General features: G+C 73.9%; 17 protein-coding genes. 6 read left to right on the plus strand and 11 right to left on the minus strand.

The window, feature by feature from the left end:
* Positions 1-386: 386 nt before the first annotated feature.
* A complete protein-coding gene (locus ACWERV_RS10710; RefSeq protein WP_452931296.1) occupies positions 387-1,025 on the plus strand; it encodes a C39 family peptidase in 639 nt (212 codons plus the stop codon).
* A 48-nt stretch (positions 1,026-1,073) separates the two neighbouring features.
* Here the strand turns inward: ACWERV_RS10710 and ACWERV_RS10715 are convergent, their stop codons facing one another.
* The 3 genes from ACWERV_RS10715 to ACWERV_RS10725 form a co-directional block, all read right to left on the minus strand.
* The gene (locus ACWERV_RS10715; RefSeq protein WP_452931299.1) at positions 1,074-1,652 is read right to left on the minus strand and encodes a hypothetical protein; all 579 of its coding nucleotides are present in this window, start codon (positions 1,650-1,652) and stop codon (positions 1,074-1,076) included.
* A gap of 232 nt (positions 1,653-1,884) precedes the next feature.
* Positions 1,885-2,964 carry a L,D-transpeptidase gene (locus tag ACWERV_RS10720; RefSeq protein ID WP_452931302.1) on the minus strand — a complete coding sequence of 360 codons (1,080 nt, stop codon included), beginning with the start codon at positions 2,962-2,964 and terminating at the stop codon, positions 1,885-1,887.
* A gap of 162 nt (positions 2,965-3,126) precedes the next feature.
* Positions 3,127-4,086, minus strand: a complete 960-nt coding sequence (locus ACWERV_RS10725; RefSeq protein WP_452931305.1) for a serine/threonine-protein kinase — start codon at positions 4,084-4,086, stop codon at positions 3,127-3,129.
* A 73-nt stretch (positions 4,087-4,159) separates the two neighbouring features.
* Here ACWERV_RS10725 and ACWERV_RS10730 point away from each other — a divergent pair, with 73 nt between their 5' ends.
* From ACWERV_RS10730 to ACWERV_RS10745, 4 genes are all read left to right on the plus strand, one after another.
* Complete coding sequence (locus ACWERV_RS10730) at positions 4,160-4,705, plus strand: RNA polymerase sigma factor (protein WP_452931308.1); 546 nt, start codon at positions 4,160-4,162, stop codon at positions 4,703-4,705.
* A complete protein-coding gene (locus ACWERV_RS10735) occupies positions 4,702-5,538 on the plus strand; it encodes a hypothetical protein (RefSeq protein ID WP_452931311.1) in 837 nt (278 codons plus the stop codon). The genes ACWERV_RS10730 and ACWERV_RS10735 overlap by 4 nt, the downstream gene beginning before the upstream one ends.
* A gap of 98 nt (positions 5,539-5,636) precedes the next feature.
* Positions 5,637-6,323, plus strand: coding sequence for a hypothetical protein (locus ACWERV_RS10740; RefSeq protein WP_452931314.1), 687 nt, complete (start codon positions 5,637-5,639; stop codon positions 6,321-6,323).
* A 238-nt stretch (positions 6,324-6,561) separates the two neighbouring features.
* Entirely contained in the window at positions 6,562-7,395 is an 834-nt protein-coding gene (locus ACWERV_RS10745) for a PIG-L family deacetylase (protein ID WP_452931316.1), read from the plus strand.
* A 69-nt stretch (positions 7,396-7,464) separates the two neighbouring features.
* On the opposite strand, the gene ACWERV_RS10750 is transcribed toward ACWERV_RS10745, so the two are convergent.
* The 6 genes from ACWERV_RS10750 to ACWERV_RS10775 form a co-directional block, all read right to left on the minus strand.
* Positions 7,465-8,271, minus strand: coding sequence for a hypothetical protein (locus ACWERV_RS10750; protein WP_452931319.1), 807 nt, complete (start codon positions 8,269-8,271; stop codon positions 7,465-7,467).
* Complete coding sequence (locus ACWERV_RS10755; protein WP_452931322.1) at positions 8,268-9,761, minus strand: C2 family cysteine protease; 1,494 nt, start codon at positions 9,759-9,761, stop codon at positions 8,268-8,270. Before ACWERV_RS10755 ends, ACWERV_RS10750 begins: the two co-directional genes overlap by 4 nt.
* Positions 9,761-10,090 (minus strand): hypothetical protein, encoded by a 330-nt coding sequence (locus ACWERV_RS10760; RefSeq protein ID WP_398175382.1) that lies wholly within the window; start codon positions 10,088-10,090, stop codon positions 9,761-9,763. Before ACWERV_RS10760 ends, ACWERV_RS10755 begins: the two co-directional genes overlap by 1 nt.
* A gap of 246 nt (positions 10,091-10,336) precedes the next feature.
* Positions 10,337-10,480 carry a hypothetical protein gene (locus tag ACWERV_RS10765; protein WP_452931325.1) on the minus strand — a complete coding sequence of 48 codons (144 nt, stop codon included), beginning with the start codon at positions 10,478-10,480 and terminating at the stop codon, positions 10,337-10,339.
* Positions 10,481-10,483: 3 nt separating this feature from the next.
* Positions 10,484-11,458 (minus strand): MBL fold metallo-hydrolase, encoded by a 975-nt coding sequence (locus ACWERV_RS10770; protein ID WP_452931327.1) that lies wholly within the window; start codon positions 11,456-11,458, stop codon positions 10,484-10,486.
* Between the two features lie 83 nt (positions 11,459-11,541).
* A complete protein-coding gene (locus ACWERV_RS10775) occupies positions 11,542-12,453 on the minus strand; it encodes a serine hydrolase (protein WP_452931330.1) in 912 nt (303 codons plus the stop codon).
* Between the two features lie 52 nt (positions 12,454-12,505).
* Here ACWERV_RS10775 and ACWERV_RS10780 point away from each other — a divergent pair, with 52 nt between their 5' ends.
* A complete protein-coding gene (locus ACWERV_RS10780; protein ID WP_452931333.1) occupies positions 12,506-13,483 on the plus strand; it encodes a LysR family transcriptional regulator in 978 nt (325 codons plus the stop codon).
* A 96-nt stretch (positions 13,484-13,579) separates the two neighbouring features.
* On the opposite strand, the gene ACWERV_RS10785 is transcribed toward ACWERV_RS10780, so the two are convergent.
* Both ACWERV_RS10785 and ACWERV_RS10790 read right to left on the minus strand, forming a co-directional pair.
* A complete protein-coding gene (locus ACWERV_RS10785) occupies positions 13,580-14,188 on the minus strand; it encodes a hypothetical protein (protein WP_398175370.1) in 609 nt (202 codons plus the stop codon).
* 141 nt (positions 14,189-14,329) lie between these two features.
* A complete protein-coding gene (locus tag ACWERV_RS10790; protein WP_398175368.1) occupies positions 14,330-14,914 on the minus strand; it encodes a TerD family protein in 585 nt (194 codons plus the stop codon).
* Positions 14,915-14,923: the final 9 nt, after the last annotated feature.

A 14,923-nucleotide genomic window follows, 5' to 3' on the forward strand; every position in this document is an offset into this window, starting at 1 on the left:
ACCTCGAAGGAAGACAGGCGAACACCGGGATCAACGGCATCCGCGCCCGTCCGGAGTGCCGACGCTCCGCCGTGGGGAAGTACGGCCCCGACTCGGCCAGGGAGTACGCCCGCCTTCGGGCCCAGGCTGCCGGTTCTGCCCTGCGACCTGGTGTGGGCCACCACAGGGGAGTCGGAGGCCAACGAGTGCCTCGCGCCCCTGCTGGGTCTGCCGCAGCTTCCCGTCGGCCGTCCGGCCACTTCGCCGGAAGCCGCCCGACGGCAGGGTCGTCGAGCAGGAGGTGAGCGGGGTGGCCGTTTCCGGCGAGACGCTGCGGGCCGCGATCGCACGGCTCGACGGGGCTGCGGCCGATCCGTCCGGCGCTCCGTGGGCGAGACTGTGGAGCTATGACAGGCTCCACGGCAAAGCCGCTCGTTCCGTACTACTCGCAGTGGGAGTCCGCCGATCTGGTGCCCGAGTTCGTCGCGGGCACCAGGGCTGCGGCCGACGATCCGCTGTGGCAGAAGTCCGGCGCCGACTCGGTCGAGGAGTACGCGTTCTGGGCGCGGCGCATGTGCGGGGTCGCGTGCCTGCGGATGGCGCTGGACCACTGGGGTCTGGACGTGCCCCCGTCCGTACCGCTCGTGCGGGAGCTGGAGGCCGCGGGCGCGTACGTGCGCGACGGGGAGCGGGTGCGGGGGCTGATCTACCGGCCGTTCGCCGACCATGTCACACGGCGGTGGGGCTTGCCCGTGCGGGTGGCCCCGGAACTGGCCTTCGACGGGATCCGGGAGGAGATCGCCGCCGGTCGCCTGGTGATGGTCTCCGTCCATCCGGGCATCCGCACCCCCGAGACCGAACCGCCCGGCAGGGGCGGCCACCTGGTCCTGGTGGTCGGGGCCGACGCCGAGGGGGTGGAGCTCAACAACCCCTCCGGCTTCCCGGGACGGTCGCAGCAGCACGCCCGCGTCTCGTGGACGGCGCTGGAGCGGTTCTTCGCCGGGCGCGGGGTCGTGCTCGGGAACCGGACGGACGCCGCGCGGTGACCCCCTGACCCTCGCCGCAGACGGGCCGTGCACCGTGGCCCGGGGCGGCTAGCGGGCCGGGGTGTTCCGGAGCCAGTCCGACTCCCTGCGCCAGCGGAGTACCGGGTCCGCCATCCACGCGGACGCGGGGTGCGCACCGCTGTAGACGGCCAGCAGGAATTCCACCATCCCGCCGTCGAAGGGCAGGACCTCCGCGGGGCCGCGGGCCAGCATCACCACCGGCCACCGGTCGGGGTCGGGGTGCTCGGTCGACCAGTAGAAGGTGTCGCCGTCCTGGTCGTGGCCCCAGGCCAGCAGGCCGCCCGCGGCAGGGAGATCCGGATAGGCGGGGCCGTCCCACTCGTTCTCCGCGTGCCCCAGGGGCAGTTCTTCGGTCTCCCGCACGAACGCCTCGAAGCCGCCGGGAGCGCCGGGGGTCGGCGGAACCGCGCTGGGCGCGAGCACCTGGACCGGCCACCGGTCGGCGCCCGCGAGGATCGACCCGCCGCCGTAGCGGTCCACGAATTCCCGGTAGTCGGAGGGGAACGCGAAGCCGCACGCCGCCTTCGACCGCTCCCACGGCGGAGCCGCCACGCGCTCCCGCGGAGGCGGCAGCAGCCGGGCCAGTGCGTCGAGATTCGCGCTCACAAGGATTCCTCCTGACTGCGGGGGAGCCGGCCGGGGTGGTCCGGGTGCTGGGCACGTCCTCTGACGTGGCCGCTCCGGACGCGGCGCCTTCGGCAAGCCGCGGTCGACAGAGCGGATGGTGAGATTAACAGCGCTGGTGGGGCGGGTGACCGGCGGAAAGTCGGCCCCTGCCGGGAAGTGATCTTCTTCATGTGGTTTGCACCGCTTCGCTCCGGAAAGCTTTACCCATTGCTTACCGTGTGGTGGTCTGCTGGGCGCCCGTGGCGCTGCCGGTGAGCCAGGCGGACCAGGTGAGGGTGAAGGCGGCGTAGCCGTTGTCACCGGGGACGAGGCCGCGGGGGGTGCCGGTGACGGTGACGGGGTCGCCCTGGTGGGCGTGGGCGTAGAACCACTTGGCGTCGGCCAGGGACAGGTGGATGCAGCCGTGGGAGCCGGACTGGCCGGGGTTGGGGTGGCTGTCGGAGAAGTGGACGTAAGTGCCGCTGGTGGTGAGCTGGACGTCCCAGGGCAGCGTGACGTCGTAGTAGTTGGGCGTACCCGGGGTGCAGCTGATGTGCACGCTGCACGAGGTCATGTGCACCGACGGGGCCTTGCCCATCTCGGCCATGGTGCCGTCCCAGGTGGGGAATTCGGCGCTGCCCGCGTCGATCGGGAAGTGCTTCTGGCGGACCTTGTCGAGGTAGACGTCCATGGTGTGGGCGGCGGCGTCGACCTTGGTCTCCCAGGCCGGGCCGATGGTGAAGGCGTGGTGGTAGTCGTGGATGCCGTAGCGGCCGTTGCCGTCGGCGACATCGGTGAGGCGGGCGTCGATGTCCACGTGGGTGCCCGAGGGCCAGTAGTCCTTCGGCCGCCAGTCCGCGCGGGTGCTGCTGAACCAGTGCCAGGCGCCGGTGACCGGGGTGGACGTGGTGACCTTCAGCGCCCGCTCGACCGTCGCGCGGGCGCTGCGGGCGACGGGGGAGGTGAACTTCACGGATATCGGCATCGCCACGCCGACCTTCGCGCCGTCCGTCGGGGTGATCGTCTCCAGCAGCATGGGCGGGCCCGCGGGATGCGTCGGGGCGGCGCTCGTGGTGGTGGGACTCGCGGTGCCGGTCCCGGTCCCGGTGCCGGTTCCGGTGGACGTCGGGGCGCCGGACGACGGGGCCTGCGCCGACGAGGTGCCCGGCCCGGCGGACTTGGCGGTGCCGCCCTGGCACGCGGCCGCGCCCAGCAGGACCGTGGCGGCGAGCAGCGCCGCGCCGATGTGCCTGGCGGGCCCGCGTCCGCCGCGCCGACCGCGCCCCGGTGCCGTTCGTGCGTTCCGTGCCATGTTCTCCACGCTCCCCTTGAATCCCCTGTGCGTCATGGGAACGCGACCGCTGTCGCGCCCTCGTGCACTGGGGAGATGCCGGCGGCGGCGGAAATGTTTGGCACCCGGGGAGGCTGTTCCAGAGTGGTGACAAACCACGTCCGCGGGGCGGGGAGCCGCCGTTCAGCGCAGCAGCCAGCTCAGCAGGGTGGCCGCCGTGAACACCGCGCCCGACGCCAGCGCGACCGCGCGCGGAGTCAGCCGCCCGGCGCGATCCGGCGGTCCGGAAGGCGAGCCGGACTGCGGCTCGGACCGCGGGCCGGACTGCTGCTGAAGCTTCGGGACCGGCGCCAGCAGCGCGTCCGCGAAGGCCTGTGCGGTCTGCGGGCGGTCCGCGGGCTCGACGGACATCGCGGTCCGCAGCAGCAGGGCCACGCCCGGCGGCAGCTCCTGGCCGGCCGGCAGCGCGGGCAGCGTCGACGCGGCCGGCTGGTCCGTCATGAGGGCCGTGGCGCGTCCCCCGGGGCCGAACGGTTTCTGCCCCGTCAGCAGCTCGTAGGTGACGACGGCCAGCGCGTACACGTCCGCACGCCCGTCGAACCCGCCGGTCTGGAAGGCCTGCTCCGGCGCCATGTACGCGGGCGTGCCCGTGGTCACCGTCAGCCCGGACGCGTCGGCCAGCTGCTTCGCGCTGCCCAGGTCCGCCACCAGCACGGCGGCGGGCGTCACGTCGGTGGAGAGCAGCAGGTTGGACGGCTTGACGTCGCGGTGCACCACGCCCGCCTCGTGCAGGACCTGGACCGCGTAGCCCGCCTCCGCGGCCAGCCGCAGCGCCTCCTGCGGGCCGCACCGCCCGACCTGGTCGGCCAGGGTGCCGCCGCGCACGTAGTCCATGACGAAGTAGGGCCGGTCGTCCTGCACCCCGACGTCGTGGACCCGGACCACCCGCGGGCTGGCGATCCGGCGCAGGAGCCGCGCCTCGGCCAGGAAGCGCTCGCGCACATCGGCGTTGGCGGCCCAGTTCTCGGCCAGCACCTTTACCGCGACCTCGGTGTCCAGCTCCGGGTCGTAGGCCTTCCAGACCGTCGCGAAGGAGCCTGCCCCGAGCCGGTCCAGGAGGAGGTAACGGCCGAGCTTGCGCATGTGGCAGCATTCTGCCGGAATCGTCGGGAGTGGGAAACTCCGTTCGACGTGTGGGACAGGACGGGGGCTCGGGGTGTTCGAGGAAGGCGAGCTGGAAAAGCTCGTAGCGGCGGCTCAGGCGGGGGACCCGGGGGCGACGGACTACCTGCTGGCCAAGCTCCGGCCGGTGGTGCTGCGCCGCTGCTCCCGCTTCCTGCCGCACCACGCCGACGCCGAGGAGGCCGCGCAGGACGCGCTGCTGTCCATCAGCACGCACCTGGGCGAGTACGGGGGCCACGGCTCCTTCCTGGGCTGGGTGACGGTGATCGCGTCCAACGCCGCCCGGTCCACCTACCGCTCGATGCGCCGGCGCGCCGAGGACAGCCACGCCGACCTGCCCGAGTCCGTGGACCCGCGGAGCACCAGCGTCATCGCCGGCACCCGGCTCGACCTGATGGAGGCGCTCACCGCGCTGGAGCAGCAGCACCCGGCGCTGGTGGAGTCCTTCGTGCTGCGCGACCTCGGCGACCTGACGTACGTCCAGGTGGCGGAGGAGCTGGACGTCCCGCTGGGCACCGTCAAGGACCGCATCCACCAGGCGCGGCGCTTCATGCGCGAGCAGTTGGCGGGCGGCCGGTGAGCGACGGCCCCGCGGCGGGGGGAGGCGGCCGTACCGCCGTCCGGCCGCGTACCGCCGTCGCCGCGCTGGTGGCGGCCGCCGCGTGCGGCCTGGTGGCCGGCCGTTACGTGCTGCCGCCGCCGTCCGGCACCGCGCACCCGGCGGCGGAGGCGGACGGCGCGCCCCACCGCACTTCCGCTCCCGCGACGGTGGGCGCCTCCACCTCGCCGCCCACGCCCGCGGCCTCCGCCACCGTCCCGCCGAAGGCCGCCACCGGGCCGCTGACGACCGCCGACCTGGTCGGCCCCGCGGCGTTCGCCGCGGTCGGCGTCACGGGGAAGATCTACGCCCGGGACCGCTTCGGCGACGGCTCGTACGCCAACGCGGCCTGCACCGGGGAGAAGACGCTCACCGAGACGCTGGGCGGGCCCGGCGCCCACTTCCGCGGGCTGACGACCAGCAGCCGCGTCAACCCGGACGACCCCACCGTGGCCGCGGAGGGCGCCGAGCAGATCGCCCGCGAGGTCGCCGCCGAGGCCCACAGCCCGTCCCTGGCGCAGAACTTCGCCGAGCGCCTGCTGCTGGAGGAGGTGCCCTGCCAGGAGGAGGTTCCCGGCCACTGGGTCTACGGCAGCACCACGACGGTGGACCTCGCCCCCGACGTCAGCGCGAGCTGGATGGGCACCTACCCGGGATCCCGCAACACCACCGGCAAGGCGCCCGAGGGCGAGGAGCCCTGCGGCGGCATCGCCGTGCTCCGCAGCGGCACCCACTACGGGGTGCTGGAGATCGACGCCTGCCTGGGCACGGACGCGATGTCCCACGTCGTCAGGACCGCTCTGTCACAGCTGTGAAACAGCGGGTCAGCGCTCCAACTTTCCCTCCGCCCGCGTCATCTCCCCCGGTTGTACGAGGACGCAGCAGGCGTCCCGACCAGCAGGGGGAGACCCAGATGTCCAAGAACCAGGCCGTCCAGCGCACGTCCGTCCGCCGCAACCGTCTCGCCGCCGCGGCCTGCTTCGCCGCCGCGCTGGTCACGGCCGGCGTCGTGGGCATCCAGTCGGCCGCCGCCGACGGGTCCGCGCGCGGCGCCGCGCCCCGCACCGCCGCCGCGGCCGCCGCGCCCGGACTCGGCTCCGCCGCCCTCGTGCAGAGCGAGGACTTCTTCCAGCAGGGCCTCGGTCCGGTCGGCGCGACCGTGTCGCTGGACGGGCGCCAGGCGCTCTCGGCGTGCTCGGGCGAGGAGACCCTGCGTGACCTGACGAAGGGCAAGGCCACCGCCTACGCGTCCGTGACCTGGACCTTCGACTCCGACGGCCTGCTGACCGAGTCGGCCGCGAACGCCGCCACCAGCAGCTCGGCGAGCGCGTACGAGAAGCAGCTGAACGCGCTCGTGCAGGACTGCCAGGACGAGCCGGCCGGCCACTGGCACTACGGCGCCGCCCACGCCCTCACCACCGGCGGCGGCACCGGCCACTGGTACCCGTCCTACAACGGCGACGGCACCGCCACCGGCGGCGTCGCGGTCCTCCGCAGCGGCACCAGGGTCGCCGTCGTCGAACTCACCGGCCAGCCCACGGACGCCCCGTCCTACGTCAAGGGCATCACCACCGCGGCCCTGAACCGCCTCGCCTCCTGACCCACCCCCCGCCTCCGCCCCGCCCCGCCGTCCGCCGTGGAATCCCGGCGGTCGAAGGGCCGGGGCGGGAACAGGGGGGACGGCCCGAGCGGTTGGACGGGGTGCGGGGTCGGCGGCGCGCGGGCGGGGGACACGGAGACCGGCGGGTCGCCTCGCCCTCCGGCACCGGGGACCCTGCATCGTGGGACGACCGGCCCGCGCTCCGGATCACGCCGTATCTCCGCAGGAGGACTGACTCATGACCGACCGGCCCTTGACGCTCATGGCGGTGCACGCCCACCCCGACGACGAGGCCACCAGCACCGGGGGGATCCTCGCGCGGTACGCGGCGGAGGGCATCCGCACGGTGCTCGTGACCTGTACCGACGGCGGCTGCGGTGACGGCCCGGAGGGCGTCAAGCCCGGGGACGCCGGGCACGACCCCGCCGCGGTCGCCGTGATGCGCCGGCACGAGCTGGAGGCGAGCTGCGGGGTCCTGAAGATCAGCGACCTGGAGATGCTCGACTACGCCGACTCCGGGATGATGGGCTGGGCGACCAACGACGCCCCCGGGTCCTTCTGGCAGACCCCCGTCGCGGACGGCGCGGCCCGGCTCGCGGACCTCATGCGGCACTACCGGCCCGACGTCGTCGTCACCTACGACGAGAACGGCTTCTACGGCCACCCGGACCACATCCAGGCCCACCGCATCACGATGGCGGCGCTGGAGCTGACGACGCTGACACCGAAGGTGTACTGGACGACGGTGCCCCGCTCGATGATGCAGCGGTTCGGCGAGACCATGCGCGAGTTCGGCGCGGACATGCCCGAGCCGGATCCCGCCGAGACCGCCGCGATGGCCGAGATCGGCCTGCCCGACGACGAGATCACCACATGGGTGGACACCACCGCCTACAGCGGCCAGAAGTTCGACTCGCTGGCCGCGCACGCCAGCCAGGGCGAGAACATCTTCTTCCTCAAGATGGGCAAGGAGCGCTTCGGCGAACTGCTGGGCGTGGAGACCTTCGTCCGCGTCCGGGACACCACGGGCGCGGCCGTCCCCGAGAACGACCTCTTCGCCGGACTGCGCTGACCCGCCCGCCCGGGGCCGCACTCCCCCGGCCCGCCCGCGGGGGCCGGGGGGAGGAGCCCGTGGCGGGGGTCAGGCGGGGCCGATCAGCTGGAGGTCGACGTAGCCGGGGGTGAAGTCGGAGGAGCCGGTGTCCGCGGTCATGGCGCCCTGGTCGACCGCCGCGATCTTCCACAGCCGGCCCGCGATCTCGACCGTGTCGCCCTGCGTCACGTCCACGTAGCTCGCGGCCGCCCGGCCGCCGGCCACGACGTTGATCGAGGTGCGCGGCGGGCCGTCGAGGATGCTGGTGACCACCGCGCTGTTCTGGCCCGGCCCGCTGTCGGGGAGGTGCCACAGCAGCCGCCACCGGCCGTCGTGCGTCGTCGGCCATCGCGATGTCATGGTGCCTCCCTGGTCGGCGGGGGATGTGAGCCCGGGTCCGGTGAGGACCACACGGTAGGTGCAGATCTGGGCGACGGTGTACGCGTGGCCGCCGACCGTGATCCGCTGCGCGGGGCGTACGGTCTGCGGCGTACCGGACCCGCTGCCGGTGCCCGCCGCGGTGCTGAGGTCGGCGGTGCGGTGCGTGCCGTCGGCGTGGGCGGCGGCGTAGTGCACGGTGGCTCCGCCGGGCAGTGCGGCGTCGGCGTTGATCAGGACGTGCAGGGCGGGCAGGCCGTGCGCGGGCGCCGTGCCCTCGCACTGCGGGCCCTTGTCGGCGGCCGGTGCCGGGGCGCCCGTGGCGGGGGCGGTGGGGTCCGTGGCCGGGGCGGTGGGGTGCGTGGCGGGGCCGGAGGGGTCCGTGGCCGGATCGCCGCCCGCGCCGCAGGCGGTCGTCATGAGCAGCAGGGCGCCGAGGCCGAGGGCGGCGCGGGTGGCCGTGCGCGCGGTGCTCATCCGCCCACCTGGAGTTCCTGCGGGCTGTTGAAGTAGTCGTGGTACTGCTGCTCGGTGATGTGGATGTCCCCTCCCGGTCCCCAGGGGTTGCCGAGGATCATCTTGCCGTCCGCGTCGAAGCCCTTCACGTAGAAGACGTGCCGTGTCACGTAGTGCGGGTCGAACTGCGGGTTGAGGTGGTCCTTCTTCAGGTCGTCGTCGGACCGGGTGGCGACGATGACCGGGTGGTGCGACTCGAAGGAGTTCTTGACGCTGCCGAAGTCGTTGTCGATGGACTTCGACTTGTGGCCGGTGACGTAGGAGGGCGCCTTGTCGGTGAAGTCCCATTCGATGGCGCCGTAGTCGCCCTGCTCCTTGCGGTCGTAGCGCGGGTCGTTCTCGTGGCCGTCGGGGGCGCCGCCCTTGTCGTCGCCGTACATGAGGGCGAACGCCTTCTCGTAGTAGGCGGGCCACACCTCGCCGTTGCCGTTGGCGCTCATGAGGTTGCCGTTCTCGTCCATCGGCAGGTCGGGGGTGACGGTGACCCAGTGCACGTTGCCGTCCTTGTCCCAGATCCGCACGTCGACCGTGCCGTTGGGATTCTGCTTGATCCCCTCCTGGATGAACTTCGGGTTGGCGTGCGCGGTGGCGGTCAGCGAGGAGATGTACCAGCAGTCGCCGAACCGGCCCTGCGCGATGCCGTCCACGTCGATCTGGCCCGGGGTGGCGAAGAGCGGTTCGCCGGGGATGCCGTAGTGCATGCCCTTGGCGCCCTGGCCGGACTGCGGGTTGTACCCCTCGATCCAGGCGTCGGTGGTGTCGAAGCCCGGCTGCACGCTCGGGAAGGCCGCCTCCAGGGCCGGCCAGTGGGAGGGGCCGGCCTTCTTCACCAGGGAGCTGACGAAGTCGCGGAACTCCCCGTCGGGCAGGCCGTTGTGGTCCCACCACTTCCAGCCGCTGCCGTCGTTGTCGTCCGCGGCGAGGTCGTTGAGCCGCTTGAGGTCGGCGGCGGGCACCTTGGAGAGCAGGGCGTCCAGCTCGGCCGGGGTCAGCTCGCCGAACTGGTCACGGAGCTTGCGCAGATCGTCCCGGTTGCCGTTGCTCCCGAAGTCCTTGCCGTCGAGCGCGCTCACCGCGGAGAGCAGGTCGGTGATCTTCTTCTCGTCGGGCGCCTTCTCGTCGCCGAAGTAGAGCGCCGGATCGATGTCGTAGCCCTCGTCCGTGAGGTGCTGGACACCGTCGAGCTGGTCGCAGCGGCGCAGCATCGAGCCCTGGGTGTCGTGCAGTTCGGGGGCGAGGGTGCCGGGCAGGCCGGCGCGGCCGCCGACCGGGTAGCCGACCAGCGGCTGGAGCAGCGGGCTGGTGGTGGCCGACTTGCCGGCCATCAGCCCGTCCGCGCGCGTGAGCACGCCGGCCACGTCCCGGTGCAGGGCGGTGGCGCCCTGGCTCAGCGTCTCCAGGTCGCCGGCCAGGCTGCGGATCTTGGTGGTGTCGAAACCGTGGAAGCTCATCAGCCGCCCCCGGCCTTCTGCTTGGCGTCGGCCTTCGCGGCCCGGTCGTCCAGGTCGTGCGCCTCGGTCTCCCAGCGCCCCGCGTCCTGCGTCAGATCGGCCGCCATCCGGTGCAGCGTCGACTTGCGGGAGCCGAGCATCCCGCTGGTCGAGGTGGCGTAGGGACCGGTCCAGATCGCCGGTGTCGCCTGCGCGACCGCCTTGTCCAGATACGGTCCGAGGTTGCCCGCGATCTTGCGGGCGGTCCGCGCGCACTCGCGCAGATCGTCCGCGCGCTGCCGCATCTGCTGCGGCGTCTCCGCCGTACCGTCAGGTTCCGGCCGAACCATGGGCCACTCCCCCGTAGAGTCCCCCGGGCACACGCTTCGTGCGCCGTCCGGCCCAACGTAATGGCGCGTTCCGCACGGTGACGAGCCGACCGGTGGGGACTGTTACGCAACCGCTACGACGTCACGGCCATGTCCCCGACCACGCACGGGGCGGTTCGTCCGGGCCGTTCCCCCGGGCGCCGGAACCCGGTGGGCCCCGGCGTTTTTCCGTCACGGCCGGACGGCGACGCCCCGGCCGCCCCCCGGTCACACCGCCGTCGTGTCGTCCTGGTGGCCGCCCCGGCGGCTCGCGGGGGCGGGGCCGAGATGCAGGAGCTGGGGTGGGGGGGTGCGGCAGACGCCCGGCTCGGGGAGGGTGAGCCGGGCCTCGTCGGCGGGGTCGAGCCGCACGCGTCAGGCGAAGTGGTACGGGGTCAGGTAGTCCGGGAGGACGACGCGGGAGGCGGGGGAGGTCTCGCGTATCTGCTGGAGGAAGGCGGGCCAGTTGACCGACGGGTCGCGCCGGGGCGGCTGGGACAGCGGGGTCTCGAAGTCGTCCCAGTGGACGGGGACGACGGTGCGGGGGTTGCCCAGGGCGGTCAGCAGGCGGGGGACATAGCGGTGGGTCGAGGTGCTGGTCGGCGGGGCGATCATCGCGACGTCGGGGCGCAGGCCGGTGGTGTCGCGTTCGCTGAAGTCGCTGGCTCCCATGAAGAAGGCCGAGGGGCCGCCGTCGAAGGTCACGTGGAAGGCGAGGGTGTCGCCCTCGGGGAGGTCACCGATCGTCGCGGGGCGGGGCGGGATCGCGGGGCCGTGGAGGGTGCCGGGGGAGAAGTAGCCGCGGGCGGCGTTGCGGCTGTGGCGGCCGGCGACGACCTCGACCGTGTAGCCGTCGAAGTCGAGGACCTCGCCGCCCTTGACGACGACGATCCGGGCCGCCTCGACGCCGTACGCCCTGAGCAGGTGGTACGTCGTCTCCGTGCCGACGATCCGCGCGGTGGCCGTCGTGGTGGCGATGAAGGGCACGTCGGTGAAGTGGTCCCAGTGGCTGTGGGTGACCAGGACCGTCTCGGGGTGGCCGGTGTGCTCCGCGACCAGGGCCTCGTCGGTGGTCAGTTCGGTGCGCGGGTCGAAGGTGCCGCTGAACAGGCCGGTCGGGAAGCGGGTCAGGTACGGGTCGACCAGGACGGTGCGGGTGCCCGTGTCGATGCGCCAGCCGCTGGTCCCGAACCACTGGAAGGTGACGTCGCCCGCGGCCGCGCCCCCGGTCCGGGCTGCCGACGCCGACGCGGGTGTGGGCGCGGAAGCGGCCACCGCCCCGACCGCTCCCGCCGCAGCCCCCTGGAGCAGCCGCCGCCGGTGGAATCCTGTACGTGTCGTCTCGCTCATGGGACGAGCACAGCACCGGCCGCGGCGCGGTGTCCAAGACCGATCACCGTCCGCGGTGATATGCGCGCACGTATCGGACCAGGTCAGACGGGGTCGGGCAGCGGTGCGGCGCGCAGGTGCTCCACCGCGAGGCGCGCCGCGCGGCCGATCGCCCGGTCGACCGCGGGCTGCGCGGGCGCGAGGTCGGGCGTCTCGGCGAAGACCGCGACCGCGTACTGCCCGCCGTCCGGATACCGCACGACGCCCGCCTCGATGTGCCGGCCGGGCAGCGTCCCGGTCTTGGCCGCGACCCGCACGTCGGCGGGGAAGCCGGACGCGAGGCGGTGCCGGAAGGCCTGCCGGGCCATCAGCTCGCGCACCCACGCGCACGCCTGCGCCGGTCCCGCCCGGTCCTGCCAGATCAGCCGCAGCAGCGAGGTGACGTCACGGGCCGTGGCGGACGTCGTACGCGCCGGGTCCAGCGCCGCGAAACCGCGTACCTGGCGCGGCTCCAGGTCCGGGTAGCGCGCGGCGAACTCCGCGGCGTCCCGCGCCCCGGCGTCCTCGAACATCGACCGCAGCAGGTCGCGCGGGCCGCCCACCACCCGGGTGCGGTCCAGGCCGAGTTCGGCGGCGAGCAGCCGTACCGTGTCGAGGCCGACGCGGCGGATCAGCGCGTCCGCCGCCGTGTTGTCGCTCACCGACAGGGTGAAGTAGGCCAGGTCGCGCAGCGACATCGTCACGTCGTCGACGCATCCGGCGACGCCCCAGCCGCCGAGCCGGTCGGCCGCGGTCAGCACGACCCGTTCGGCCGGGTCGATCTGCCCGGCGGCGGCCTGCCGGGCGAACTCCAGCACCAGCAGGATCTTGAACACCGAGGCCAGGACGACCTGTTCGTCGGCGGCCACGCCGACCTCCCGCCCGCCGCGCAGATCGACGGCGTGCAGCCGGACCGTCGCGCCCGCCGCGCCGAGCAGCGCGGTGACCCGCTCCCCGACCGTCCCGGTCTCCGGCATCCCCGCTCCCCGCTCCCCGTGTCCGGCTCCCACCCTCACATAGGCTCGCAGGATGGACCTCCTCCGGCACCTGCGGCTGTTCGTCGTCGTCGCCGAGGAACTGCACTTCAGCCGCGCCGCCGACATCATCGGCATGGCCCAGCCGCCGCTCAGCCAGTCCATCCGCCGACTGGAGGCGCACCTCGGCACGGACCTGTTCGACCGCTCCCGCCGGAACGTGCGCCTCACGCCCGCAGGAGTGCTCCTGCTGGCCGAGGCCCGCCGACTCCTCGCCGCCGAGCAGCACTTGCGTGCCGTCATGGCCGGTGCCCAGGAGCCGGACACCCTGCGGGTGGGCGTCCCCCCGCAGACGTCGGCGGCCGCGCTGCACGCCCTCCTGGCCGCCGGTGCGCGGGAGTTGCCCGGCCTGCGCATCGAACCGCGGGAGGCGGAGGAGGCGGAGCAGCTGCGGCTGCTGCGCGCGGGCGAACTCGACACCGGCCTGCTGCACCACCCGCTGGGCACTGCGGACGACCTGGTGGCGGGCCCGGCCGCCGAGAGCGACTGGGGCGTCGTCCTGCACCGCGCCTCCGCGCCCGCCCGGCGCCCGGAGGTCGCGCTCGCGGAGCTGTCCGGCCACGACCTCGTCCTCTTCCCCCGGTCGGCGGCCCCCGGCTGGTACGACGAGATCCTCGCCACCTGCCGCGCCGCCGGGTTCGTCCCCGGGGCGGTACGGCACGCGGGCACGGCCGAGTTCCGGCTCGGCCTGGTCGCGTCGGGGCACGGGGTCGCCTTCGACGACGGGCGCACCGCGGCCAGGGAGCCGCGTACGGCGTGGCGTCCGCTGGCGGGGCGCCCGCTGCGCCCGCGGCTGTCCGCCGTGTGGCCGCGCGGCGCGGCGCACCCGGCGGTCCGCGCCTTCGCCCGCACCGCCGCCCGCGCCCTCGCCGGCGGGGCGCCGTCCGGGCAGCCCGTACCGGAATCCCCCGACCGTCCGCGCCCCTGGTCGGTGGTCTTCGACGGCAACGGCCCGGCAGCGCCCGAGCGATGAGGAACCCGGGCCGCGAGGCCGGTCGCAGGTCGCAGCCAGTGACGGCGTGGGCGGCGTACCGGCCCGGCGACGGCGGGCTGGGCGCGGCCCGCGTCCTCAGGCGGTGGGCCGGTGGCCGCCGTAGGAGGCGGTCAGGGCTTCCGCGACGAGGGCCGCGTCCGCGGCGGCGGTGTCCTCGGGGTATTCGGGCAGCAGGTCGTCCCAGACGACCATCCACGAGCCGTAGAGCTGGGCCTGGCCCTCGGGGCGGGCGAAGAACCAGACGTGCAGATGGGCGCCGCCGTCGCCGATGCGGTAGACGTGCGCGCGGGCGATGTGCGGCAGGGCCTGGACGTGGCGGGCGATGTGCGCGGTGAGCACGCCGAGTTCCGCCGCCAGGTCGTCGGGGAGGTCGTCGAGGTCGTGGTGGTCGCGCGGGTGCAGCATCAGCACCAGGGGGACGCCGACCTTCTCGATGCGGGTGAGCCGCCAGCGGTCGTCGCGCCAGATGCCCTCGTCGCGCGCGCGGCACGAGGAGCAGTCCGCAGGGTCCTCGCCGTGCCGGGGCGGTTCGGGCAGCACGGGCGGGCGCAGCGGCGCGACCCGCAGGCCCTCCGGCTCGAACGGGCTGATCTCCCACCCCGTCATCCGGGACAGCGGGAGCCGGGCCTCGGCGTCGGCTGCGCCCAGGGCGTGGGCGTGGAAGTCGTCGGGTCGCAGTGCCATGGCCCGGAGCCTACGGGTGCGCGCGGGGCACCGTGACACCCGCCCGGCGACCGGGCGCAGGAGCGTAGGGGCCCGTGGGCGGGCGGGCCCCTACGGCGGCGTCCGCGGCACGCTGCGGGACGGCCGGACGGCCGGGCACCGCTACTTGCTCATCGCGAAGCGCATCAGCGCCTGCTCGTCGCCCTGCTTGATCTTGCCCGTCTCGTTGATCACCTGGAGCTTCCAGACGGTGCCCTCGCGGACCGCCTTGGCCACCGCGCAGCCGTTGTCGGTGGTGAGCAGGCTCGGCCAGATGTCGGCGACCTGCTGGGCGCTGCCGCCCGTCGCGTCGTAGACCTTGAAGCTGACGTTGCGGGCGTTCTGGAAGGCGCTGCGCTTCTTGTAGGCGGCGGCGACGAAGACGATGGACGTGATGGCGTCCGGCACCTTGTCGAGCACGACGGTCACCGTCTCGTCGTCGCCGTCGCCGCGTCCGGTCTGGTTGTCGCCGCTGTGCACCAGCGCGCCGTTGCCGAAGGGGTCCAGGGAGTCGAGCCCGGCCAGCCGGACCGGCTCGGCGCCCGCCATCGCTATCGCGATCAGGTCGAGGTCGGTGCCGCTCTTCTGCCGGATCTTCCCCATCAGGCCGCCGCTGCTCCCGGTGCTCGGGTCCCAGGACACCCCGATGGAGAGGTGGGTGACCCCGCCCAGGTCCGCGGGCTCGTCGTCCTTCTTCAGCGTGATCATGCTCGGTCC

The organism is Streptomyces sp. NPDC004031 (genome assembly GCF_053604375.1).

What these genes read in the sequence shown, in the direction of transcription:
- ACWERV_RS10710 (WP_452931296.1), top strand. Translation starts at nt 387, where the DNA reads ATGACAGGCTCCACGGCAAAGCCGCTCGTTCCGTACTACTCGCAGTGG.
- ACWERV_RS10720 (WP_452931302.1), bottom strand. Translation starts at nt 2,964, where the DNA reads ATGGCACGGAACGCACGAACGGCACCGGGGCGCGGTCGGCGCGGCGGA.
- ACWERV_RS10725 (WP_452931305.1), bottom strand. Translation starts at nt 4,086, where the DNA reads ATGCGCAAGCTCGGCCGTTACCTCCTCCTGGACCGGCTCGGGGCAGGC.
- ACWERV_RS10740 (WP_452931314.1), top strand. Translation starts at nt 5,637, where the DNA reads ATGTCCAAGAACCAGGCCGTCCAGCGCACGTCCGTCCGCCGCAACCGT.
- ACWERV_RS10745 (WP_452931316.1), top strand. Translation starts at nt 6,562, where the DNA reads ATGACCGACCGGCCCTTGACGCTCATGGCGGTGCACGCCCACCCCGAC.
- ACWERV_RS10750 (WP_452931319.1), bottom strand. Translation starts at nt 8,271, where the DNA reads ATGAGCACCGCGCGCACGGCCACCCGCGCCGCCCTCGGCCTCGGCGCC.
- ACWERV_RS10755 (WP_452931322.1), bottom strand. Translation starts at nt 9,761, where the DNA reads ATGAGCTTCCACGGTTTCGACACCACCAAGATCCGCAGCCTGGCCGGC.
- ACWERV_RS10760 (WP_398175382.1), bottom strand. Translation starts at nt 10,090, where the DNA reads ATGGTTCGGCCGGAACCTGACGGTACGGCGGAGACGCCGCAGCAGATG.
- ACWERV_RS10770 (WP_452931327.1), bottom strand. Translation starts at nt 11,458, where the DNA reads ATGAGCGAGACGACACGTACAGGATTCCACCGGCGGCGGCTGCTCCAG.
- ACWERV_RS10775 (WP_452931330.1), bottom strand. Translation starts at nt 12,453, where the DNA reads ATGCCGGAGACCGGGACGGTCGGGGAGCGGGTCACCGCGCTGCTCGGC.
- ACWERV_RS10780 (WP_452931333.1), top strand. Translation starts at nt 12,506, where the DNA reads ATGGACCTCCTCCGGCACCTGCGGCTGTTCGTCGTCGTCGCCGAGGAA.
- ACWERV_RS10785 (WP_398175370.1), bottom strand. Translation starts at nt 14,188, where the DNA reads ATGGCACTGCGACCCGACGACTTCCACGCCCACGCCCTGGGCGCAGCC.
- ACWERV_RS10790 (WP_398175368.1), bottom strand. Translation starts at nt 14,914, where the DNA reads ATGATCACGCTGAAGAAGGACGACGAGCCCGCGGACCTGGGCGGGGTC.